Origin of the sequence: Megasphaera indica (genome assembly GCF_046614755.1) — a bacterium.
Classification (GTDB): Bacteria; Bacillota; Negativicutes; order Veillonellales; family Megasphaeraceae; genus Megasphaera; species Megasphaera intestinihominis.
In genome coordinates, this window is the sequence record NZ_JBKKJR010000002.1 from 76,039 (window position 1) to 98,661 (window position 22,623).

At 50.4% G+C, this 22,623-nt stretch carries 26 protein-coding genes; 10 read left to right on the top strand and 16 right to left on the bottom strand.

Features of this window, described 5'->3' with window-relative positions; all coding sequences use genetic code 11:
- Positions 1–699: 699 nt before the first annotated feature.
- The 5 genes from ACFCTO_RS01875 to ACFCTO_RS01895 form a co-directional block, all read right to left on the bottom strand.
- Positions 700–1,161 carry a hypothetical protein gene (locus tag ACFCTO_RS01875; protein WP_292301265.1) on the bottom strand — a complete coding sequence of 154 codons (462 nt, stop codon included), beginning with the start codon at positions 1,159–1,161 and terminating at the stop codon, positions 700–702.
- Between the two features lie 339 nt (positions 1,162–1,500).
- A complete protein-coding gene (locus ACFCTO_RS01880; RefSeq protein ID WP_499876290.1) occupies positions 1,501–1,989 on the bottom strand; it encodes a cyclase family protein in 489 nt (162 codons plus the stop codon).
- Positions 1,974–2,264: a cyclase family protein gene (locus ACFCTO_RS01885; protein ID WP_499876291.1), complete on the bottom strand. Its 291-nt coding sequence runs from the start codon at positions 2,262–2,264 to the stop codon at positions 1,974–1,976. Before ACFCTO_RS01885 ends, ACFCTO_RS01880 begins: the two co-directional genes overlap by 16 nt.
- A 21-nt stretch (positions 2,265–2,285) precedes the next feature.
- Positions 2,286–3,377 carry a DapH/DapD/GlmU-related protein gene (locus tag ACFCTO_RS01890; protein WP_499876292.1) on the bottom strand — a complete coding sequence of 364 codons (1,092 nt, stop codon included), beginning with the start codon at positions 3,375–3,377 and terminating at the stop codon, positions 2,286–2,288.
- Between the two features lie 32 nt (positions 3,378–3,409).
- A complete protein-coding gene (locus tag ACFCTO_RS01895) occupies positions 3,410–3,844 on the bottom strand; it encodes a hypothetical protein (protein ID WP_481324862.1) in 435 nt (144 codons plus the stop codon).
- Positions 3,845–4,072: 228 nt separating this feature from the next.
- Here ACFCTO_RS01895 and ACFCTO_RS01900 point away from each other — a divergent pair, with 228 nt between their 5' ends.
- Positions 4,073–4,858, top strand: a complete 786-nt coding sequence (locus tag ACFCTO_RS01900; protein WP_499876293.1) for a basic amino acid ABC transporter substrate-binding protein — start codon at positions 4,073–4,075, stop codon at positions 4,856–4,858.
- Positions 4,859–4,885: 27 nt separating this feature from the next.
- Positions 4,886–5,176, top strand: coding sequence for a PIN domain-containing protein (locus ACFCTO_RS01905; RefSeq protein WP_499876294.1), 291 nt, complete (start codon positions 4,886–4,888; stop codon positions 5,174–5,176).
- Positions 5,177–5,178: 2 nt separating this feature from the next.
- Here the strand turns inward: ACFCTO_RS01905 and ACFCTO_RS01910 are convergent, their stop codons facing one another.
- A complete protein-coding gene (locus tag ACFCTO_RS01910) occupies positions 5,179–5,985 on the bottom strand; it encodes a TIGR00730 family Rossman fold protein (RefSeq protein ID WP_499876295.1) in 807 nt (268 codons plus the stop codon).
- A 528-nt stretch (positions 5,986–6,513) separates the two neighbouring features.
- On the opposite strand from ACFCTO_RS01910, the gene ACFCTO_RS01915 reads away from it, so the two are divergent.
- The 5 genes from ACFCTO_RS01915 (at position 6,514) to ACFCTO_RS01935 (ending at position 9,863) form a co-directional block, all read left to right on the top strand.
- On the top strand, positions 6,514–6,921 hold the full coding sequence (locus ACFCTO_RS01915) for a helix-turn-helix domain-containing protein (protein WP_302485474.1): 408 nt from the start codon (positions 6,514–6,516) through the stop codon (positions 6,919–6,921).
- A gap of 139 nt (positions 6,922–7,060) precedes the next feature.
- Positions 7,061–7,693, top strand: coding sequence for a LexA family protein (locus ACFCTO_RS01920; protein WP_292302516.1), 633 nt, complete (start codon positions 7,061–7,063; stop codon positions 7,691–7,693).
- A gap of 553 nt (positions 7,694–8,246) precedes the next feature.
- The gene (locus ACFCTO_RS01925; protein ID WP_292301526.1) at positions 8,247–8,630 is read left to right on the top strand and encodes a helix-turn-helix domain-containing protein; all 384 of its coding nucleotides are present in this window, start codon (positions 8,247–8,249) and stop codon (positions 8,628–8,630) included.
- 66 nt (positions 8,631–8,696) lie between these two features.
- Positions 8,697–9,071: a helix-turn-helix domain-containing protein gene (locus tag ACFCTO_RS01930; RefSeq protein ID WP_292301527.1), complete on the top strand. Its 375-nt coding sequence runs from the start codon at positions 8,697–8,699 to the stop codon at positions 9,069–9,071.
- Between the two features lie 30 nt (positions 9,072–9,101).
- Complete coding sequence (locus ACFCTO_RS01935; protein WP_292301529.1) at positions 9,102–9,863, top strand: sulfite exporter TauE/SafE family protein; 762 nt, start codon at positions 9,102–9,104, stop codon at positions 9,861–9,863.
- On the opposite strand, the gene ACFCTO_RS01940 is transcribed toward ACFCTO_RS01935, so the two are convergent.
- Positions 9,860–10,537, bottom strand: coding sequence for a TVP38/TMEM64 family protein (locus ACFCTO_RS01940; RefSeq protein ID WP_020310963.1), 678 nt, complete (start codon positions 10,535–10,537; stop codon positions 9,860–9,862). The genes ACFCTO_RS01935 and ACFCTO_RS01940 overlap by 4 nt on opposite strands.
- 98 nt (positions 10,538–10,635) lie before the next feature.
- Between ACFCTO_RS01940 and ACFCTO_RS01945 the strand changes: the two genes are divergently transcribed.
- Positions 10,636–11,637, top strand: a complete 1,002-nt coding sequence (locus ACFCTO_RS01945) for a site-specific integrase (RefSeq protein WP_020310962.1) — start codon at positions 10,636–10,638, stop codon at positions 11,635–11,637.
- Here the strand turns inward: ACFCTO_RS01945 and ACFCTO_RS01950 are convergent.
- Entirely contained in the window at positions 11,634–11,933 is a 300-nt protein-coding gene (locus ACFCTO_RS01950) for a LysM peptidoglycan-binding domain-containing protein (RefSeq protein ID WP_020310961.1), read from the bottom strand. The genes ACFCTO_RS01945 and ACFCTO_RS01950 overlap by 4 nt on opposite strands.
- Positions 11,934–12,137: 204 nt before the next feature.
- On the opposite strand from ACFCTO_RS01950, the gene lexA reads away from it, so the two are divergent.
- Together lexA and ACFCTO_RS01960 are read left to right on the top strand one after the other, a co-directional pair.
- Positions 12,138–12,755: a transcriptional repressor LexA gene (lexA, locus tag ACFCTO_RS01955; RefSeq protein WP_302485476.1), complete on the top strand. Its 618-nt coding sequence runs from the start codon at positions 12,138–12,140 to the stop codon at positions 12,753–12,755.
- A gap of 12 nt (positions 12,756–12,767) precedes the next feature.
- Complete coding sequence (locus tag ACFCTO_RS01960; protein WP_499876296.1) at positions 12,768–13,430, top strand: Crp/Fnr family transcriptional regulator; 663 nt, start codon at positions 12,768–12,770, stop codon at positions 13,428–13,430.
- A 465-nt stretch (positions 13,431–13,895) separates the two neighbouring features.
- On the opposite strand, the gene ACFCTO_RS01965 is transcribed toward ACFCTO_RS01960, so the two are convergent.
- From ACFCTO_RS01965 to ACFCTO_RS02000, 8 genes are all read right to left on the bottom strand, one after another.
- Positions 13,896–14,657, bottom strand: a complete 762-nt coding sequence (locus ACFCTO_RS01965) for a formate/nitrite transporter family protein (protein ID WP_292300911.1) — start codon at positions 14,655–14,657, stop codon at positions 13,896–13,898.
- 10 nt (positions 14,658–14,667) lie between these two features.
- A complete protein-coding gene (gene asrC / locus ACFCTO_RS01970; protein ID WP_020310957.1) occupies positions 14,668–15,717 on the bottom strand; it encodes a sulfite reductase subunit C in 1,050 nt (349 codons plus the stop codon).
- Positions 15,718–15,731: 14 nt separating this feature from the next.
- Complete coding sequence (gene asrB, locus ACFCTO_RS01975) at positions 15,732–16,544, bottom strand: anaerobic sulfite reductase subunit AsrB (protein ID WP_294025519.1); 813 nt, start codon at positions 16,542–16,544, stop codon at positions 15,732–15,734.
- Positions 16,537–17,556 (bottom strand): anaerobic sulfite reductase subunit AsrA, encoded by a 1,020-nt coding sequence (gene asrA / locus ACFCTO_RS01980; RefSeq protein ID WP_292261167.1) that lies wholly within the window; start codon positions 17,554–17,556, stop codon positions 16,537–16,539. Before asrA ends, asrB begins: the two co-directional genes overlap by 8 nt.
- Before the next feature lie 363 nt (positions 17,557–17,919).
- On the bottom strand, positions 17,920–19,614 hold the full coding sequence (locus tag ACFCTO_RS01985) for a sulfate adenylyltransferase subunit 1 (RefSeq protein ID WP_298674926.1): 1,695 nt from the start codon (positions 19,612–19,614) through the stop codon (positions 17,920–17,922).
- Between the two features lies 1 nt (position 19,615).
- Positions 19,616–20,515, bottom strand: coding sequence for a sulfate adenylyltransferase subunit CysD (cysD, locus tag ACFCTO_RS01990; RefSeq protein WP_499876297.1), 900 nt, complete (start codon positions 20,513–20,515; stop codon positions 19,616–19,618).
- Positions 20,516–20,622: 107 nt separating this feature from the next.
- Positions 20,623–20,937: a 4Fe-4S dicluster domain-containing protein gene (locus tag ACFCTO_RS01995; protein ID WP_020310954.1), complete on the bottom strand. Its 315-nt coding sequence runs from the start codon at positions 20,935–20,937 to the stop codon at positions 20,623–20,625.
- A complete protein-coding gene (locus ACFCTO_RS02000) occupies positions 20,921–22,618 on the bottom strand; it encodes an adenylyl-sulfate reductase subunit alpha (protein WP_292301780.1) in 1,698 nt (565 codons plus the stop codon). The genes ACFCTO_RS01995 and ACFCTO_RS02000 overlap by 17 nt, the downstream gene beginning before the upstream one ends.
- Between the last annotated feature and the right edge of the window lie 5 nt (positions 22,619–22,623).

The window sequence follows — 22,623 nt, forward strand, 5'->3', positions numbered from 1 at the left end:
TCGGCAAAAAAGCCCTCGAAAAAGCAATTTTTGGAGGCATAAAAATTCAAGTACTGATGTCGCTTGGCCTTGTTTTGCTCATTTCCTTAGAATCTCTTTCTTGACCTTTCGATTCATGGTGACTATAATGAGCATGTGTTTTATGAGCTTTTGGCTGCTCATAGCTCACTTTCATTGTCCAATCACTTCATCAGTTACTTCCATCATTAACCAGAATGGCCAGCTGTATTTGCAGTTGGTCATTCTGGTTTTATTTGTTTCCATGTTTTTACAGACTCCAGCCACAGTACATTTCTTCTTTATTATCAATGCAATTTTTTTACACCATGCCTCTATCCTTCAGGCATGAAAATCTGCTATACTTTTTATGTTGCTCCCTCCAATCTGGCAACAGAAAGGAGGTGTTTCTACTTTGGAGATACTCACTAACTTTTTCCTCTCCGTTATGGCAGGTGTAATTAGCTACTACATCTGCAAATGGCTGAACGGCAGATGACGAGCAACCAGCCTAAGAGGCAGCTCTCTATAAAAAGCAAAACCCCCACGGTGTCCAGACCGTGGGGGTTTATTGTTCCTACTTGGAACTCACTAACTTTTTCAGCTACGTTAAGTATAACATGTCTGCAAATCCGATTCAAGCTTTATATAGCATATTCGCTTATTTTTTATGCCACCGAAATTAGGTGAGAAATTTCAAATTTACACAACATAATCAAACAACTTAATTTCTGTAATCTTTCCGTTATGAGTTGCAAATACCAGCCATTTTCCTTCTTCATGATAAGAAATATACCCGCGGTCATTTTTCCAGGGTTCTCCGTAGGCTTGTTCAATAGCGTCAGCATCCATGCCTACTGTTAGTCCAACCGGTGTAGTCAAGCCGTTATTGGCCGTTGAAAAGATACCGGTCACGACATTGGTATTGGCATCAAAAAAGATGTAAAACGATGCCCCGTAGGCATAGCTATAACTGTATCCGCCCTCAGCATTGGGTACTTTATCCGAAATGTGTGTCGGTTCTCCGTAAATAGATTGTACATAGTCCGCCGATGAACCAATAGTGACACCGCCAATCGCAAATTCTGAATCAGGAATGGCAGCAAAGACGGTAGAAATTGATACAATCAATAATGAGAATATGCTAAGAATAAGGCGTTTCATGTTACCACATCCTTTCTATTTTATGATATCCTTTGATATCCTTTCTATTTTATGATATTTTGATCTTTACTTAGCCGTATAGTACATCTATAATATAGAAGAAGCAATTGCTGGTATTGGCTGCGGAGGCGTCACCTCATTAGAGCGTGAATCCGTAGAGGTACTGCCACAGTTGTTCCTATAGAATCAGTTGTCGATGATATTGGCCCAAGATATCCCGTTTCTATTGAAGCGCTCTTTTGGGAAGTACGGTCGACAACTGATTTTTTTCTTATCCAGATAAAATCCAAGAGGCCGTCGTTGTAAGACAGCCTCTTGTTCTATTAAGCGGTACATTCCCTATTTCGGTGTAACGGCTACGACGCGGACAGGCAGTCCGGTCGCGCCTTCGATATTGGGCCAGGCTGCCAGGAGGATGGCACCGGCAGGAGCTACCTTGTCGAGGTTATCCAAAAGCTCGATCTGGACGTGGCCCTGGCTGAGGACGTAGCGTTCGCAGATGAGGTCCCCTGCTTCAGCTGCGACGGCAGAGGCATCGGTATCAAAGGTTTCGTGGCCGTTGGCTGCGGCGTGGCGGACTTCATAGATGTATTTCAAGGCTTCCAAAGACCAGCCTGGCGCATTTTCATTGCCCTCTTCATCGAAACCGCAGAGCTTGTCGTTGTCCGGCCAGTTCTTGGCCCAATCTGTCCGCAGGGCGACAAAGGCGCCTTCCGGGATGTCACCATAAGCGGCTTCATAGACTTTGATGTCGTCGACGGTGACGGCGTAATGGACGTCTTTGGCTACTTTTTCGCTGATGTCAATGACGACTAAGGGATAAGCCATGTGCTGGACGCCGAAGCCATCTGACAATGCTGTCCCTTTGCAAAATGGCCTGGGAAATCAATATGCGTGCCGAATTGGCCGGGGAATTTAAATGTCTGGATCAAACATTCCAGCATGGGATTGCCCCAATCGAAAACGGTTTTCCCGATTTCTACGGAGCCTTCAGGCATGCCTGACCAATACGGGCTGTCGTTGTTCAGCCGATGGCTGAGTTCTACCCATTCGTAATCGGATTTCAGTTGTTGTAAGAGATTCCATAATGCGTGTGTTGCCATAAGGACACTTCCTTTCTTGATTCAAAGATTCCATGTTTCTAATACGGACATCATGGCCCTTTTTTCAGCCGTCGCATCTTCTAAATGGAAAACGGCGAAACGGTTGCCACTTTCGGGAGTATAAATTTTCTTCATGACCGGATATCCCGGTTTGGCCAGTGCTTCTTGTGCCAGTTCATCCCCCTTTTCAAAAATGGCTTTGCCATAATAACGGAAAAAGAGTTTTCCTTTTCCCATAAGTCCACAAATTTCTACATAAGGATTTTCTTGCATTTGGCGATAGACTTCTTTCATTGCGCCGACACCAAAATAATTAACCCCGTCCTTCAGCATGTGGAAACTGATAGGACGCGATTTAGGGCGGCCAGCTTCTATGGTATTCAAAAAGAAAGCACCGCTCTCATCAACACAAGCGTTTAACCAATCATTAATTTTTTTCGCAATGATTTGTTTTTCGGGCATATCGTTTCTCATTGGTTGTTTGGGTGGGATTATGTGGGATAATATTAATTCTTTGTATTCCGATAACTTGCGATGCCATAGGTCTGCATCGGCTTGTGTAATGGGACGGATGACCCGGCAGGGATTCCCGGCTGCGACGACATGGCTGGGAATATCATGGGTTACGACGGAACCGGAACCTATGACAACGTCATCGCCAATAGTGACACCGGGATTGATGACGACATTACCGCCAATCCAGACGTCTGAACCGATAGTGACCGGTTTGGCGTATTCCAGGTTGGTATTGCGGACTTCGGCGTCGATAGGATGACCGGCCGTGTAGATACTGACGTGAGGTGCTAAAAATACATTGTCGCCAAAGGTGACGTAGTTTTCGTCTAGTATGGTCAGTCCCGTATTGGCAAAGAAATGACGGCCAAAGCGGATGCGGTCACCATGGTCGAAGTAGACCGGCGCCAACAGCACCATATCATCTGGCGCCTGGGCAAAACAGCGTTTCAGTTCTTCAAAAGCCTGACGGTCGTTCAAATCGTCAGAAGCATTGAATTTCCGCTGCGCCGCATGGACCCGCTGGAAGCTGTCATCGTGGACATTGAACGGGTCGTACAGCTCCTGGCCAATCATGCGGTCCCACTCTTTCTGATTCAATAGTATCCTACTCCCTTCTCTTATATGCAATGCTATCCTTGAATCCGATACCATAGTTGCATTTCAAAATCGTTGGGAATCCCCGGTTCTGACATGAGCTGGCCGAAGCCTACGACAATGCGCGTCATGGTTTGGCGAAAGGCTTTTTCTAAGGGCATTTGCTTCACTTTATGGAGATACCACGATTCATGGATGGAAAGACACATCCCCGATTTTAGCAGCAACAAGCGGGCATCGTGGGCCGCCTGGATTTTTTCGGGGTCGCCCTGCGTATCCGCCTTGGCCGCTTCCAAGAGCTCCCGTTGTTCGTCTAGCGAAAGGTGACTGCGGAACATATGCTGAGCCAGGCGCCGGAACCATGCATAGTCTTCTCCGGCATCGGCCAACAACCGCGTCATGAGTTGTTCTGAAGCCCTATCTTCTAAAAAAGCCTGCACGCAGGCCAATTCCTGATTTTCCAAAGACAATCGTATCACCTCACCGATTACAAGGTACTTTTTGTAACATATCTAACAGACAATCCTTTATAAAATTATTCTACATGAAAGTAGGAAATCCCTGCTTTCCCCTGCCTTTCTTCTGGATATACTTCAGCATAAGCTTTCTATGTAAATATTGACAATTCCATCTTTTGATGTATAATTATTCATATGTTTTAATATTACATCTTTATCAGATCATCAGGGGGAATGGACATGAACAAAAAATGGATACTGGCCGGCCTGGCCGCACTGACGGCTATGAGTGTCTTAACAGGATGTGGTACACAGTCAAAAGAAACTGCCGCAAAGACGAACAAACCGCTTATCGTTGGGACGGAACCGTCATTCCCTCCTTTTGAAATGGCAGAAAACGATACATATACCGGCTTCGATATTGACTTGGCCAACGCCATCGGTGAAAAACTGGGCCGCAAAGTTGAAATCAAGGCTATGGGCTTCGACGCCCTCATTCCAGCCTTAAAAAGCGGCCAGATTGATATGATCGCCTCGGCCATGTCGGCGACGGAAGAACGGAAAAAACAAGTCGACTTTACAGCTCCCTACTACATCGGTGGTTCTGTCATCGTCGTACAGAAAGACAATACGACCATCCATGGCTGGGATGACATCACAGGCAAGACCGTAGCCGTCCAGGCCGGCTCGAAACCAGCGGACTTCGCCGAAAAACAAGGGGCTGTCCTCAAACAATTCGACGGCAACTATCAGTGCCTGCAGGAACTCCAGAATGGCGGCAGTGACGCCGTCGCTATCGACAAAGCCGTCGCCTTATACTATGTTTCCAAAGGTGGCATGAACAATCTGAAAGTCGTCGGCGAACCGAAGAAACTGGCCGGTTCAGCTATGGCCATCGACAAAGGCCATGAAGACGAACTGAAGGCCATCAACCAGGCCATGGCAGACTTGAAAGCTGACGGGACGTATACCAAGCTCTATCAAAAATGGTTCGGCGTCGATCCGACAGCGGAAGAATTGCAATAGAATTTGCCCCGTCTTTACAGACTCTATATGTTCGGCTGGTATGCTGAAGAAAAAGAACGCCTGCGTCTCCGAGGCAATCTACTCGACGGAGTCCCCTTGGATAACGGCGGTACGCTGCGTATCGAAATCAACTGCATCCATGAAGCCCTTCCCGATTCCCTGCCAGACGATCAGGCCGACAATCGTATCCTCAAGGTCTGCCGTCATCTGCAGCAGTGCCAGCCCATCCTGGTCACCAAGGACCTGGTCCTGCGCCTGAAAGCACACGACGAATGTGAACGGTCGCCGCTGGCCCTCGATGCGATTCAACGCTTATAGACTCATTTCTTCAGATATTGACTGGAAATGGCGGGATTCCACGAGCAGAGTCCCGCCGTTTTTTCAAAGCGCCACTTCTGTCGGACGTCGGGATATTTGTCATGGTCCACTTCGCTGAGGAACATGTCCAGAGGCCGGATGAAGTCGCGGTATTCGCCATATAAGGTCTTATAGACGACGTAAGTCTCGCCCGTTTCGGCGTCGTCAGCTAAATCGAGGATGCGGTACATATGATTCTTGAAATGGCGCCACGTTTCGCCGGATTTGGGCAGGTCGCGGCCGAGGGCAAAGGCCGTCAGAGCCGCAAAGGACGGCAGGAAGGGTACGGCGTCGGCCCAATCCTCGTCGACGAAGCCTTCGTCGCTCATCTGCTGGATCAAGGCCTTCATGGGCTGGTAATAGCCATCGAAGTCGAGGAAGGCAAAGCGCCCTTCCATCTGATGCAGTTTCACCTGGCTCATGACCTGGCTGATTTCTTCCAGCGTTCCGATACCACCGGGAAAGGCCAGGAAGATATCGCCTAAATCCATCATCTGCTGCTTGCGCGACGTCATATCCGGCGTCACGATCAGTTTCGTCAAGCCTTCATGCTGTAATTCCTCATCCATGAAGAACTGCGGTTCCACGCCGATGACTTGGCCTCCGGCCTGCAAGGCACCGTCAGCCAGTTTCCCCATGAGCCCGGTCCGGCTGCCGCCGTAAACGAGGGTGTGCCCGTGGCGGGCAATCCAGGACCCTAACGCATAAGCATAATCAGCATAACAAGACCGGTTCCCGCAGCGGGAGCCGAGATAAACGGTAATATTCATAGATAGATTCCCTTCTTTCCCCAATATTTATACTACATAAGTATAGCGTGAAATTCGCATAAATGCTATATATTCATTAGAGCCGATTCAACAAGTTGACATCTTATAACAAGCAGGATAAACATACCCACCAAGGGATGTTTATCCATTTTACCTATCCGAATGCGATAGGTGGCGGGAAATATCCTTTTATTTTTTGTGGTACCACCTTGAAAAATTTTTTCTTATTCAAAAAATTTTCACAATATGTTGACACCGTCATACTCCTTCCCTTATTCCATTTTTCACATCTTGTGATATAATTATGGGTAGAATAAGGTTCCCGCATGGCCGGAATGCCGTCGCTATTTATTAGCGGCTTGCGCCGGATATACAGGGAACCTTTTTATATTCCCCCTTCGCTTGTAACACATATCACAAAATGTGTGATATGTGCAGTAATACACGTTTTGTGAAGAAAAGCATTTTAAATATATAGTTTATATGCTATAGTAATTATAAATCACACAAGTTAAGGATGTGCTCAGTATGATAGCTCTCAAAAATCTAAGAGAAGAAAAAAGGATGACGCAAGCAGAATTAAGTAAAGATTTAGAAATATCTCCGAGTGCAATCGGAATGTACGAACAAGGAAGAAGAGTCCCAGATGTCTCTACATTAAAAAAGATATCTGCATACTTTAATGTGTCTATTGATTATTTGCTAGGCAATTCTACTTCAAAAGATATTCATACTTCAAATATACCGCCACTCCCCTCCCCAAAAGATGAACAAGATATAGTTCACAATCTTGAAAAAATGATAGCCTTTCTGGGTAGTTCTGCCACAAAAATTACTACTGAGGATGCTGAAGACAGGAAACTATTACGCGCTTCTTTAGAAATAGCAATGAAGATAGCAAAAAAGATGGCAAAAAAGAAAACTTTAAAACAATAGTATTATCAGCGTTATCGTCCAAAAACATCATCGCTAGACTTCTCACCAGTTTTATTAAAGTCACTGTTTACAGTTATTAAATTCTATGGCATGCTAAAAATAGATTTATAAATCTTGAACTAAAGAAGGGTGCGTCTATATGGGTACATTAGGAAGTAGAATAAAAGAGCTAAGATTAGAAAGAAAAATAACAGGAGATGAGCTTGGAAAGATTCTTGGTATCTCAAAATCGACAATTTCTCTTTACGAACACAATAAGAGTACACCAGATGATGCTATCAAAAAAAGAATTTGTTCTTACTTCAATGTTTCTTTTGACTGGCTTATGGGGTTAACCCCGGTAAGAACAACAATTCCCCTTAAACGTACCGGCAAATGGGTTCCTGTTCCTGTTCTAGAACACGTTATTGCTGGAATACCATTAAAAACTATTGCAGAAATACTTGATTATGAAGAAATTACGCCAGAACTTGCGGCAACAGGAGATTTCTTTGCCTTAAAAATACACGACCATTCAATGGAACCGCGTATACTGAACGGAGATATAGTTATTGTTCGCCGACAGGATAACGTAGATAACGATGACATAGCTATTGTTCTTGTGAACGGAAATGAAGCAACAGCCAAGCGCGTAAAAAAGCAGGAAGATGGCATTACACTCATAGCAACAAATACAAGTGTATATGAACCACATTTTTATTCAAATAAAGAAATTCAGTCCTTGCCAGTGAAAATATTAGGGAAGGTCGTTGAGCTTCGCAGAAAATTATAAAAAGTAGTAGTAAACTTCTGGTACAAAAGATCCTTAACGCATTTTGATATGGACCATATTTATCCTATAAGTGGAATTATTTATATCGCCGTAGGATACAAAAAAAGTAATTCCACATGGCAGCACTCATCAGACCTTTTGCGAAAAGACACCAGCTATCTCTAAATATCAAATCGCCTTTTTGAGCCATGTATTCTTATATTCTTGATTCCGGTCAATAAATCTGATACACTTATCATAATAAAAGAGGGTTCACTCCCGTTATGCACGTTTTTCGCGGATGTGCGAAGGGAGGGGCCGTCTTTTTTATTTGAATACTATTTGAATAAAATCATATGTTTTTAGGAATACCTGTTGTTTTACGCTATACATGACTTGCCTTATTCCCTTTTCCCCGTTTCTGGGTATATAACCAAAGAGGATATGTTGTTGACGGAAGCGCTTGTTTCTTTTTTGAGACTCGTAACTCCCAGATAGCAATTTCCTTTTGTGTATTACTACTAATAGTAGTAAAATATAATCATAAAATCAGATAAGAAAGAGGGCTTGAAATATGTTCTCTACGCAGTTAAGAAAACACCGAAAAAATAATGGATACACCCAAAAACAATTGGCAGACGTAGTTGGAGTAACACAGCAGGCTGTTGCCAAGTGGGAAACGAACAAGGCCTCACCAGATCCAGAAATGTTACAAAAAATAAGTTCAATATTAAATGTTACGGTTGATACCTTACTAGATGGAACAACACCCACAAATAAAAGCAAAATGCCGAAGGACTTGAACAAATTCTTACAGCAATCCGAAATCATTTTCGAGGGCAATACTTACAACTTAACAGATGAGGATAGAGGGCTGGTTATAAAATCTCTCGAAGTTGCTTTTGCATCTGTAAAACCGGTTAATAAGCGCAGAAAAAGCGATATTCTTACTAAATAGAAAAATGCCAGTGATTATTTCATAGAAAATTATCACATACTGAAATAATTAAAAGGCGGTGACATTATGAAAATTGGTGACAGAATAAAGAAATTAAGAGAAGAAAACGGATTGATGCAACAGGACGTTTGCAACACATTGGATATTGAACAGAGCACGCTTGCAAACTATGAAAATAATCGTCGTGTCCCCAAAACAGATATTTTAATTAAAATTGCGAATTACTATGGTGTATCGCTAGATTTCCTTGTCGGAATGACAGACAATCGCTTTAATAGCTACAAAGGATGCTTAAAAGATTTAAATAAATTCCTGCAACAATCCGAAATCATATTTGATGGCGATACTTACAAACTTACAGACGAAGACCGTGATTTAATTCTGAAAGCTCTTGAAGTTGCCTTTTTAGCGGTGAAACGAGGAAACAAACACAACCATTAAAATAACTATTGATTAGGGGGATTTTTCGTCATGATTTTCGTTGCCATGATTCTGTTAGGTTCCGTCATCGGCTTTGTCGGTGCTGGCGGCGCCGGCGTCACGATTACGCTGCTGACGGTCGGTTTCGGTGTTCCTGTCCATACGGCCCTGGCCGTTGCCCTGGCGGCCATGACTTTTACCATGATTTCGGGGACGGTCAGTCATTACCGGGAACATGAAGTCGATGTGAAGCCTGGGGCCATCATCGGCGGCAGCGGTATGATCGGCTCGATTGCCGGCGCCAATGTGTCCAACATCATGCCGTCTGAGCTGCTGGCGACGATGACGTCGCTCATGCTCATCGCTTCCGGCCTGATTCTCTATGTCCGCCTCTATCAGGATGCCTGGCTGACCCGGCACTTTCCCGTGCGGACGACAGCCTTAACGGGAAAGAAGCTCTATATCTACGGCATCATTACCGGTCTCATCGTCGGCTTCCTGTCCGGTGCCTTCGGCATCGGTGCCGCGGCCTTCATCCAGCTGGCTCTGATGGTCGTCTTCGGCATTTCCCTGCTCCACGCTATCGGGACCTGCATGATGATCGTCCTGCCTATTTCGGCTGCCGGCGGCTTGAGCTACTTGTTCAATGGCCGCCTGGACCTGTGGATTTTCGTCCAGACCCTGCTGGGCCTGAGTCTCGGCGCCTATATAGGTGCAAAGTTCACGCACTTAGCCCCTAAGCCCCTGCTCAAGGCAGCTATCGTCGCCATGCCGACCCTGGGCGGCATCATCATGGTCCTCTTCGGCCGCTAAGCCTGCTGATGGCGGTGCCAGCAGTAGCAGATCAGGACCGTCAGGATGACCCAGAACATCAGCCGTCCGCTGTGCTGGCCGAGGTGGATGAGGTCATGGCCTAAAAGGACTTCGATGACGACCCGCGGGACCTTGCCGACAGCCGTCGCCAGGAAGTGGTCTTTCTGGCTGAGGTGGCTGACGGCGGCGATAGCCGTAAAGGGGACGTTGGGGATATACGGAATGGACCGGGCCATGGCCAGCGTCGAGAAGCGGCTGTATTTATCGAGCTGATTCCGCAAGTGATGGCGGGAGATGACGTGGAGGGCCTGGCGGCGCAGGACCGTCCGCAAGATGAGGAAGCTCAGTTCCGTCCCCAGGACTTCGCCAATCCAGGAAATGATAAGGCCCGGCACGAGGCCGAAGATGGCTCCGTTGACGGTCAGAAAGGGAATCGACGGCAGACCGGTCATATCGGTGACGGTAATCATGAAGATACTGATGAGGGCCGCATAGATGCCGAAAGATGAAATATAATCGATGAGGACGTCGACATCACCGGCCAGGCTCAGGCGGAACAGTTCCTGATAGAAGTCGGGGATGACCCACTGGACGCTCCAAAAAGCCAGGAATAAGCCCAGGCAGACGGCGCCTTTTATCACTTTATCCCATAAAGGCCCATTGCGAATAGCCATAGATATCCCCTTCTCTCACCCTTGATAATTCTATTGTATACCTAAAAAGGGCAGATTCACAAGTGTTTTTTTGTAAACTGCCCAAAGGAGGTTTGAATATGACAAAAATACCGGATGCGCCGAATTTTTTTATCGGCCGCAGTGAAGCCATTGCCCAGAATGATAAATTATCCAATAAAGCCCGTCAGAGCCTGTATACGGCACGGGCCGCCAATACCGTCGATGCCTACCGGTCGGACTGGAACGATTTCTGCGACTGGTGCAGCTATCACCAGCTGTCGTCATTCCCGGCCGAACCGGAAACCATCGTCAATTACATCAACGACCTGGCCGACAACGCCAAGGCCAATACCATCGCCCGGCGCATCAGTGCCCTGACCGAGAATTTCGACGCCGCCGGTCTCAAAGAGAATCCCTGCCGCTACCCCATCGTCAAAAACGCCCTGCGGGGCATCAAGCGCATGAAAGGAACCATCCAGCACGGCAAGGCACCGATTCTCTTCGACGACATCAAGGAAATGCTGACCTATCTTGAAGGCGACGAAATCCAGCAGGTCCGCGACAAGGCCATCCTGCTGGTCGGCTTCTACGGGGCCCTGCGCCGGTCAGAACTGGCCGGCATCGACGTGGAAGACCTGAAGTTCACCCGCCTGGGCCTGCTCATTACCCTGCGCAAATCGAAGACGGACCAGTTCGACCAGGGCCAGATGATTGCCATCCCCATGGTCAAAGACAAGGACCTCTGTGCCGTCACGGCCTTGCAGAAATGGCTCGATGTCAGCGGCATCACGACAGGTCCGGTCTTCCGGGGATTGACGAAGGGGCATCATGTCCGTAAGACCCGGATTTCCGATAAATCTATCGCCCTCATCGTCAAGCACTATGCCGGGCTCATGGGCATGAATCCCGACGACTACGGCGCCCACAGCCTGCGCCACGGCTTTGCCACGTCGGCGGCCCAGCATCACGTCGAAGAACGGCAGATCATGCGCCAGACCCGGCATAAGTCCCAGGCCATCGTGCGCCGCTACATCGACGAAGCCGACCGCCTCATCGACAGCCCGATTTTAAAGATTACCGAAGATTCTCACCCTCACTAATCCACCAGCTGCCGGGCCAGCACCGTCCGCACCTGTTCGGCCCGGCCTGGGGCTACCGGCAGGCGCAGGACCTGGCCCGGACGGATGTCACTGGTGCCGGTCAGGCCGTTTTCTTTTAAAATCGAATCCATGACTTCACGCACATCCGTATCATCACCGGCTGTAACCGAAGCCAGCTGCCAGACGGTCTGCCCCGGTTCGACGGCGACGGAAATGAATTCCTGCGAAGACTGGTAACTCCAGCCGATCTGCGTACACATAAAGAGGGCCAATATGGCCAAGATGACATATTTCATGGCAATCACTCCTGACTTTGAAACGAACGTTCCTGGAACGAATTTTCTTAGAACAACCGTTCGTCGATGGTTTTATTATATCGTCGAACGGTTGTTCCTGTCAAGATATTTTGAACAAACGTTTGATTTTTTTTATGAATTTCGGTATAATGAAGGTAGCTTATACTGGAATTGCTATAACTTTCCAAGACTGGAGTGATATATATGATTAATAATGAAAAAATGCTGACGACCCGTCAAAAACAAATATTAGAATACATCCGCACGTGTGTCCATAAATTCGGCTATCCCCCGTCGGTACGGGAAATCTGCAAGGAAGTCGGCCTGAGCTCGACGTCGACGGTCCACGGCTATCTCCACCGCCTGGAAGATCTGGGCTATATCCGCCGCGACCCGGCCAAGAACCGGACCATCGAACTCCTCGACGAAGGTTCGTGGCGGTCCAAGAAAATCGTCCCCCTGCCCCTGGTCGGCCAGGTCCGGGCCGGTGCCCCCATCTTTGCTGAAGAATGTGTCGAAGACGTCTACCCCTTCCCGGCGGACTTCATCGGCAATGACGACTGCTTCATGCTCGTCGTCCAAGGGGACAGCATGAAGAACGCCGGCATCCTCGAAGGCGACCAGCTCATCGTCCGCCGCCAGGAAACGGCAGAAAACGGCGAAATCGTCGTCGCCCTCATCGGCGAAGAAGCGACGGTCAAGCGCTACTTCCACGAAGCCGACACGATCCGCCTGCAGCCGGAAAATGATGAATATGAACCGATTTATACCCGGGATTGCCAAATCTTAGGCAAAGTCGTCGGCCTCTATCGTCGGTATTAAGGAGGCCTTCTCATGTCTGATTTCTCGGTGGTCCTGTCCGATGACCTTCCCTTATTTTCCGGCATCAGCCAGGAAAAAAGGAAGGCCATGCTCACCTGCCTGGGTGCACGGGTCCGGACAGTCCGCAAAGGGGAATTCCTCGTCCTGGCCCAGGATGAAGTGAATTACATCGGCATCGTCCTCAGCGGCGAAGTCCATATGATCCATGAAGACCGCTGGGGCGACAAAGCCGTCCTGGCCGTCATCCGCAGCGGCGGCCTCTTTGGCGAAACCTTCGTCTGCGGCACAATCCTGCAATCCATCGTAACCTTCCAAGCCGTCAAGAACACGCAGTTCCTGGTCCTCCCCTTCCAGAAGGTCCTGCACATCTGTACCAATGCCTGTCCCTTCCATCACCAGCTCATTGAGAACATGCTGCATCTCATGGCTGACAAGAATGCCCAGCTGCTGGCCAAACTAGAAGTCGTTTCCAAGAAGAAGCTGCGCAAGAAACTATTGACCTACTTCTCATTCCAGTCTGAACAGGCCGGCAGCCAGACCTTCACCATCCCCATGACCCGGACCCAGCTGGCCGACTATCTCTGTGCCGACCGCACGGCTGTCGCCAGGGAACTGGCTCACATGAAAGACGAAGGCCTCATCGAAATAAACCAGCAGCGGGTGACGCTGTATTGAAAAAAGGCGCTGTCACATGAAGACAGCGCCTTTTTTAGTGGTTAGCAGTTAGTAGCTAGGGGTTAGCAGATGGCTTTAAATTTAAAGGTTTTCTCTGCAAACTACAAGCTCTGTGCTACAAACTATAAGGCAAAGGGACCTCGCATGATGGCAAAAACCATCGTGTGAGGTCTCTTAAACTTAAAAGTTTTTTCGTTCACAGTTCATCGTTCATCGCGATGAGTTGATATTTTTAATTCCATACGACCTACGATCAACGTAAAAAGAGGCTGTCTTAATGCGACAGCCTCTTTTTTTCTGTAGGGGCTCACACGTGGCGAGCCCGCTCCGGGATATGTCCTATCATCCCTGACGGGCGCCCCACGTGGTCGCCCCTACAATTCACGGACTACTCTAAAGAAAGAGCAACCTCTCAGTCAGCTTCGCTGACAGCTCTCCTTATAGGAGAGCCACGAGCACGAGCCACTAATCTTTTTTGGCTGCGATGCCGTAGGGAATGGACAGGAAGAGGACGGCACCGACGATGTTGCCCAAGGTGACCATGAACAGGTTGTAGAGGTAACCGCCGACGCTGACGGCCGTACCGGCGGGATTCAGCAGGCCCAGGGTCAGGACGGTCATGTTGGCTACGCTGTGTTCAAAGCCACAGGTAAAGAAGGCGTAGAGGCACCAGAAGACCATGATCAGTTTGCCGCTGTCCGATTTGCAGCGGAAGCCGCACCAGACGGCCAGGCAGACCAGGACGTTACAGAGGATACCTCTGAGGAAGAGGACCAGCGGCGGCAGGCTCATCTTCATGGCAGCGGCATTGGCCAAAGCCTGGCCGACGCCGCCAGCCGTGCCGGCAGCACCATAGAAGAGCAGGGACAGGACGATGGCGCCGAACCAGTTGCCCAGGTAACAGACGACCCACAGGCGGATGACGTCCGTCAAAGTGACCGTCTTCGACCGCCAGCCATTGTAGAGGACGAAGGCGTTACCCGTGAACAGTTCCGCCCCGGCGATGATGACCAGGCTCAGGGCGATGCCGAAGGACAGGCCCATGGCGATCTTAGTCATGGGAATGGCGCCCAAGGTACCGCTGACCGTAAAGGACAGGAGGATGCCAAAGCCGATATAGGCACCGGCTAAGGCCGACAACAGGAAGTATCCCAGGGGATTCTTCTTCAAGAGGCCTACTTTCGCAGCTGCCCCGGCCGCGGTCGCAGCGTATTCGTCGTTGTACATAGGCTCCTCCTTATTTCAGCGGCAACGGTTTCTGGAATACATCCAGATCGGCCGGATTTACGTCTTTGCCGACGTAGAACGGTTCCGATTTCAAGCCGACATAGCGGATACCGGACCAGTTGAGAGGACGGTAGATTTCCGCTTTTTTCGGCAGATGGACGTCCTGGAGGATGAACTTGATGAATTCTTCCGGACCCGTACGGTCTACCATGTAGCCGATATGTTCCTTGCCACCCGGAGCGGTCGGGTCGATATATTTCTTGGCAAAAGCATAGACGTTGGAGATGATCTTCACGACGCTGTCTTCATCAGCCCATTTGATGAAATCGACGCCCATGCGCGGGTTCTTTTTGCCTGTACGGCCCAAAAGGGTGATACGGAAATACTGTTCCTTGCTGCGCGTCCAGGCACGGTTCGGGCAGGCCCAGACACAGACGCCGCAGCCAATGCATTTTTCGACATTGCGGACAGGACGGAAATTCTTCATCTGCAAGGCTTCGACAGAGAGCTGTTTACACTTGCGGACGCACATGCCGCAGCTGACGCAGCGGCTGGCATCGAACTGAGGTTCCGTCATGCCCATGACGCCGAAGTCATGCATGCGGATTTTGTCGCAGTCGTTGGGACAGCCTGTAAGGGCAACTTTGACGTGCAGGTCGTTCGGGAAAATAGCCTTTTCGATCCGTTTCGCCAGGGCCGTCGTATCGTAGTTGCCAAAGGGGCAGACGCGGTTGCCGACGCAGGCCATGACATTTCGGGTACCGGACGCTTCAAAGCCAGCGCCTCGTTCGCTCTGATTGATGTCGAGTTCATCGATGATCGGCTGGAGAGCCTTCTTTACTTCTTCAACTTTTTCAAAGGGAATCCCCATGATTTCAAAGCCCTGACGGATGGTCAGATGGATTTCGCCATTGCCGTACGTTTCGGCAATATGCTGGACCTGACCCAGGACCTTGGCATTCAGGGAACCGCCGGGTACACGTACACGAGCTGAAGCCATATTACGATTTTTTGTTACCCGGAAAGCGTATTTCTTTAACTTACCGCAATTCATATCCATAATGTATCAGCCTCCTAGTCGATCAATGTACGAAGTTCGGTGTATTTGAATACCGGCCCGTCCTGGCAGACGTAGACTTTGCCAATGCGGCAGTGGCCACATTTGCCGAGACCGCAGCACATTTTGCGCGATTCAGAGAGCCAGATTTTTTCTTCATCGAAACCGAGTTTAATCAATTCCTGGATGGAGAACTTGATCATCATCGGCGGACCGACGACGACGGCGATGGCGTTGTCGAAGTCCTTGAGGGGCAGTTCCGGGATATACTGGGTGACCAAGCCGACATGGCCGTCGTAATCCCCTTCTTCCGGAGCCTTGTCGACGGTGCAGATGAAGTTCATGCCGTCTTCAATCCAGCGCTTGAGGTCTGCTTTGAAGAGGATATCTGCCGGCGATTTGAAACCGGAGATGACAGTCAGGCTCTTGCATTCGTCCATGTGGTCGGCGAAGTAGTCGATGACGCCGTGGACCGGGGACAAGCCGGAGCCGCCTGTGACCAGGACGATTTCCTTGCCTTTGAACATATTGACGTCGAAACCGTTGCCATAAGGCCCGCGCATGAAGAAGTGGCCGCCGACATAGTTTTCAAAGATTTCATCGGTCAGGCTGCCGACTTTACGGATGGTGAAATCCAGGGAATGGTCGGTAATGCCGCTGACGGAAATGGGCGCTTCACCGTATTTCGGGATAGAGATTTCAAAGAACTGGCCCGGTTTGACCGGATGTTCTTTGCCGCGGTCATAGGACATACGGAAGGTATATTCCACATCAGCATGTTTAATGACTTCTAAGATTTCCGAACGGAACGGTAAATATTCGTTATTCATTCTCTGTGACCTCCTTCATGCCTTCCGGCAGTTTGACATTGATGCAATGGCTGAGCGAAATGTATTCCGGACAGATGGCATCGCAGCGGCCGCAGCCTACGCACATCTGGAAACCGGAACGCTGTTTGAATTCCAGCGTCTTATGGAGCACTTTGAAGCGCATCCGTTCGCCCGCCTTCTTGCGGAAGCAAAGGCCACCGGCAACCAGGGTATAGTCGTCGAACATACAGGACGTCTGTACGCGGCGGCGTTCACCGGCTTTATGGTCTTCCGTGAAGAACACATCCTGCATGGACCAGCAGGTACAGGTCGGACAGGCCAGGGTGCAGCGGCCGCATTTGATGCAGCGCTTGTCGTATTCATCCCATACGTGGGATTTGGCGATAGCCGACGAGAGGTTTTCCGGAATGTGTACCTGGAGCTTGTTTTCCGTCACATGATCCGGGACGACGTCGACTTCCGGTGCCTTGGCTTCGCTGACAGCTTTCCCAAGGACGTCATCTTTGACATCGAGGAAATACTGGCCGTCTTTGACGTTCAAGGCGACATCGTAGTTATCGCTGGTATTGGTGCCCATGGAAACGCAGAAGCAGTTGTCGAATTCCTGGCTGCAGCCCATGAGGACGAATTTGACGCGGTCGCGGACGCGTTTGTAATAATAGTCTTCCGGACCGTTCTGGAGGTACATGTAGTCGAAGCGCTTGATGGCGTGCAAGTCGCAACTGCGCAGCAAAATGATGGCACCCTTTTCCGGGGCTTCGGCTTCGGTGACGGTATTTTCATTGAAATAGAACAACGTCTGGCAAACGGGCAATAAAACGTCTTTTGCCGAGTAGTCGGACCGTTTGTCCCAAACGATTTCTTCCGGTTTGGTGATCTTGCCATAGCGTACGATATCCTGCATCGAAGAACGTCCCGTGCCGGCAAACAGTTTCGGAGCGTAAATGTCATACGTATCCGACCATTTGGCAAAGACCGTGCCCAATGCATCTGCATTTAATTGATAGCCCATGCTGTTACCCTCTTTCCAAAAAATATAAATGAGAAATATGATTAATAAACAAATACTTTTTTTCACATACACCGTGACGACATCATAAGCCGCCTCGTTGATTTTATGATAACAGCGGGAGAAGAAAAAAACCGTTGCCGTAGCAACAGTTTTTTCATTTTTTTCTAAATACTATGCTTTTTTATCATCTAAAATCGTTATCGTTGAGGAATTTAAATACATCATACTTTTTCCCATAATCTTTTCTTTTCAGGTCCTATGACTCATCATAACACTGTAACTTATTACAGGTAGTCCATGCTGTCTTTGCATACAGAAAAAGAGGCTGTCGCCTGAAGACAGCCTCTTTTTGAGTGTTAATAATCATTCAAAATCGTTGTGGAATTTAATCTTGCGATACGTTTCAAAAGTCATCCACTTGTCGAAGAGTTCGGCATCGGAGTTTTCCCCGGCCTTGGCGTAGTCCGCCTTGAAGGCAGCGAATTCCTGCGGCGAATGGACGTTGATGGCAAAGCCGCGGCCGTTGACTAAAGGCTGTTCTGTATAGGCATAGCCATCGAGGGCCAGGATGTTGGCGACTTTGGCATCGCGGATTTCGACGGCAACCTTGTCGCGGAGGATGAGGATGTCGAAGTTATCCGGATAGGCATAGGTTTCGCCTTTCGTCGGGATCGTATCGCCGATGTGGTACTGGTGGAAGGCCGGTTTGGCCTTGGTGATATTGAGGCTCTGCATGCCGTAGAAGAAGTCTTCAAAGACGTCGCCGCGAGCCTTCAGGGAGCCGTTGACGAAGGTGTGGTCGGCGTTGGTATCGTTAACGTCGATGACGACGCCGCAGGCCGAGGTCATATTGGTGACGCGGTCGATGAGGATGAGTTCGCCCAGGACCTTGTGATGGCTGAAGGTATCGACGACAATCGGTTCCTGCAAGAAGAGCGTGCAGACGGCGATTTCGTTCTTCGTAAGGCTCGAAGCGCGTTTCTTTTCGCCTGTATTGACGTCGATGGTGTAGTCGATATCAGTGAGGACGCCGACGATTTCCTTGGTCCCCAATTTGACTACGTATTCTTTGCCGACGGCCAGGTCCTGGTCATCCATCCAGAGCATGGTCGCTGTAATGCGCTGACTCAGGGCGACGTCCGTCCCCTTGGTAAAGACGCAGCCCCGGGATACGTCGACTTCGCGGTCGAGCTGGACGTTGACCGGCTGGCCTTTGACGGCCGAATCAACGGTATCGAAGCCGATGAGGATGGATTTGACCTTAGCTTCTTCCTTGCTGGGCAGGGTCGTAATCGTATCGCCGACGGCCAAGGCGCCGCTTTCGATCTGGCCCTGGAAACCGCGGAAGGTGTGGTTCGGGCGGCAGACGCGCTGGATGGGCAGGTAAAAGCCTTCTTCTTTGTCTTCTTCGACGTTGACCGTTTCCAGATAGTCGAGGATGGTCGGCCCCTGGTACCAGGGCATATTGGCCGACGCCTTGGTGACGTTGTCCCCTTCCGTCGCCGAGACGGGGATGAGGATGACGTTGGCCAGTTCCAATTCGTCGCGGAGCTTGGCGATCTGGGCCTTGATTTCTTCAAAACGTTCCTGGCTGTAGCCGGCCAGGTCCATCTTGTTGATGGCGAAGATGAAGTAGCGGATCCCCATGAGAGCGCAGATGCGGGCATGGCGGCGGGTCTGGACCAGGACGCCCTTGGTGGCGTCGATGAGGATGATGGCCAAGTCGGCAAAGGAAGCGCCGACGGCCATGTTGCGCGTATATTCTTCATGGCCCGGCGTGTCGGCGACGATGAAGCTGCGGTTGTCCGTGCTGAAATAGCGATAGGCTACGTCGATGGTAATGCCCTGTTCCCGTTCTGCCATGAGGCCGTCCAGGAGCAGCGAGTAGTCGATGGCCCCGCCGCGGCTGCCGACCTTGCTTTCCAGTTCCAGGGCCTTCTTCTGGTCGGCGTAGAGCAATTTGGCGTCATAGAGCAAATGACCGATGAGTGTCGATTTGCCGTCATCGACGCTGCCGCAGGTAATAAATTTTAACAAGCCGTTTCCGTTTCTATCCATTTTAGAAATACCCCTCTCTCTTTCTGCGTTCCATGCTGCCAGCTGCTTCATTATCGATGACGCGGCTCGTCCGTTCCGACGATACGGCGCTCAGCGTTTCATCGATGATGGCATCCAGCGTATCGGCATCGGATTCGATGCCCCCTGTCAAAGGATAGCAGCCCAAGGTCCGGAAGCGGATCTTCTTGTGCATGATTTCTTCTCCCGGCTTGAGGCGCATGCGGTCGTCGTCGACCATGATGATGTTGCCGTCACGATAGACGCAGGGCCGTTCCTTGGCAAAGTACAAAGAGACGATGTCGATGTTTTCCCGTTTGATGTACTGCCAGATATCTTTTTCCGTCCAGTTGGAAATAGGGAATACGCGCATGCTTTCGCCTTTATGGATGTGCGTATTATAGAGCTTCCACATTTCCGGGCGCTGGTTCTTCGGGTCCCAGGCCTGGGCTTCATTGCGGAAGGAAAAGATACGTTCTTTGGCGCGGGATTTTTCTTCGTCCCGGCGGCCGCCGCCAAAAGCAGCGGTGAAGCCGTATTTGTGCAGGGCCTGCTTGAGGGCCTGGGTCTTCATGATGTCCGTATAGGCTGCGCCGTAATCGAAAGGATTGACGCCCTGTTTGACGCCTTCCTGGTTGATGTATTCAATGAGCTGCAGGCTGTACTTCTTCATGGTTTCATCGCGGAAGCGGATCATTTCCTTGAACTTCCACGTCGTATTGACATGGAGGAACGGGAAAGGCGGCTTTTCCGGATAAAAGGCCTTCCGGGCCAGGTAAAGCATGACAGAACTGTCCTTGCCGATGGAATAGAGCATGACCGGCTTTTCACATTCCGCAGCGACTTCGCGGATGATGTAAATCGCTTCGGCCTCTAACTTGTCGAGATGCGATAATGCACACATAATATGAATCCCCCTATTGATAAAATGCAGTTTCCAGTTCGTAGTTTGTAGCTTGCCGTAATGGGTGCTCTTTTACTACAAACTCGCTACTACAAACGGCAAACTAATTAATATGAATTCGCCTGTTTGCGGTCGACGGTGATGGTCTTTTCACTGCCGTCGGCCTTATGGATATGCCAATGCAGGTAGTGGCCGTCAGCAGTGACGTTCATCGTGCTGCCGCGGCCGCCCATATCGGCGCCGAGGTAGAAGTCGATGGCCTGGACCGGGCAGACTTTGACGCAGGATACACAGCCCCAGCAGTCCTTGGGATAATGCATCCAGGCCTTGCCCTGGCCGTTGCGGTCGATGAGGCTGCCCGGGCAGACGTCGATGCACTGGCCGCAGCCGATACAGCGTTCCTGCTTAATGCGTATGCTCATAAGTTTCCCCTCCTGGTACTAAATCGCGGTAGATCATGTGGACCTGGCCGTCTTCGTCCATGCGGGAGTTGACGTATTTCAGCCAATCCGCACGCAGTTCCGGATAATCGAGGTTTTCCGCAAAGGAATGCCACCGCGTTTCCTTACGGGCCCGCAGGTGGGCGATGAGGACCTTGCAGACCGTCAGCCGTTCGCGCAGTTCGTAGACGAAGAGCAGTTCATGGTAATCGCTGGCGCCGACGTGGGCGGCCAGTTCCATGAGCTGGTCGATCTTTTCATCGGCCAGGGCCAGCTGCTTTTCGTTGTACTGGTAATGGCTGCCGATGCCGCCGGCGTAGGTATCCATGACTTTCTGCATGGCTTCTTCCAGCTGTTCCACAGTGAAGAAGCTGTCCGTCTCACCGAGGGCGGCGTTGTATTCGGCTACCTTTTCGGCGAGGATGGCCTTTTCCTGGGCTTCATCGAGGCCGGATACATCGCTCAGGCCCTGGCGGACCATATCCTTGGCGGCGATTTCCCCTTCGACCAAGGCACCGGTGACGTATTTCTGCGGACAGCCGCCGGCGACGTCGCCAGCCGCATAGAGGTGGCGGATCGTCGTCTGGCGGTTCGTGTCGACCCAGTAGCCGCTGGCCGTATGGCCGCCGACGACGTACGGTTCGGTCCCTTCGATTTCGACGTTCTGCTGACTCGGCAATTTCCCCGACTCGATCCATTTCAAAGTCTGGCTCGGCGCCATGTTGAGGTAGGCCTTGAGGAGCGATTCGTCCTGGGCCGGCGTGATGCCTTCCGTGCGGAGATAACAGGGACCGTTGCCGTCCAGCGTTTCCCGGACCGTGCCGTACAGGCGCTGGGACGTAGTCAGGCCGTATTTCTGTTCATATACGTCACCGCGGGCGTTGACCTGCTTGGCCCCGACGCCCTGGGCGATAGTCCCTGTCGGCGCGATGGTATCCTTACAGCGCAGAGCGATGAAGCGCATTTCAAAGGTCGTCATCTCAGCCCCGGCCCGGATGCCCATGGCATAGCCGGCACCGGTGTTGAAGGGACAGTACCACATCTTGTGCCGGGAAAAACCGGGATTGTTGGGCCGGTAGAGGCCGGCTGCGCCGCCTGTGGCACAGAGGACGGCTTTGGCCCGGATTTCATAGGCCGTGCCCGTGCGCATATCGAAGCCCAGGGCGCCGGCAATGGTATTGTCGCGGACGATGTAGTCGGTAATATTCAGATGATTGATGACCTGGACGCCATCGAGCTTCTTGACGGCGTCGGCCAGGATGGTCTTGATATTTTCGCCATTGATCTTGATGTTGCGCGTGCCGCGGGCGACGTATTCTCCTTTTTCGTCCTTCAAGATGACCAGTCCCAGGTCTTCCAGCTTCCTGGTGACTTCGTTGAGGCCTTCGGACATGGTGAGGAGCAAGTCTTCCCGGACGATGCCGGCTGCGTCTTTCTTGGCGTAGTCGACGTAGAACTGCGGCGTATGGCCCTTGGTGATATAGGCGTTGAGGGCATTGACGCCGGCTGCCAGACAGCCGCTGCGGCGGATATCGGCCTTTTCGGCGATGATCACGGATGCATCAGACAGGCTGCGGAGGGTCAGGGCGGCATAACAGCCGGCCGTCCCGCCGCCGATGATGAGGACATCCGTATGGATGATCTTCTCGCTGGTAATCTGCATAACAT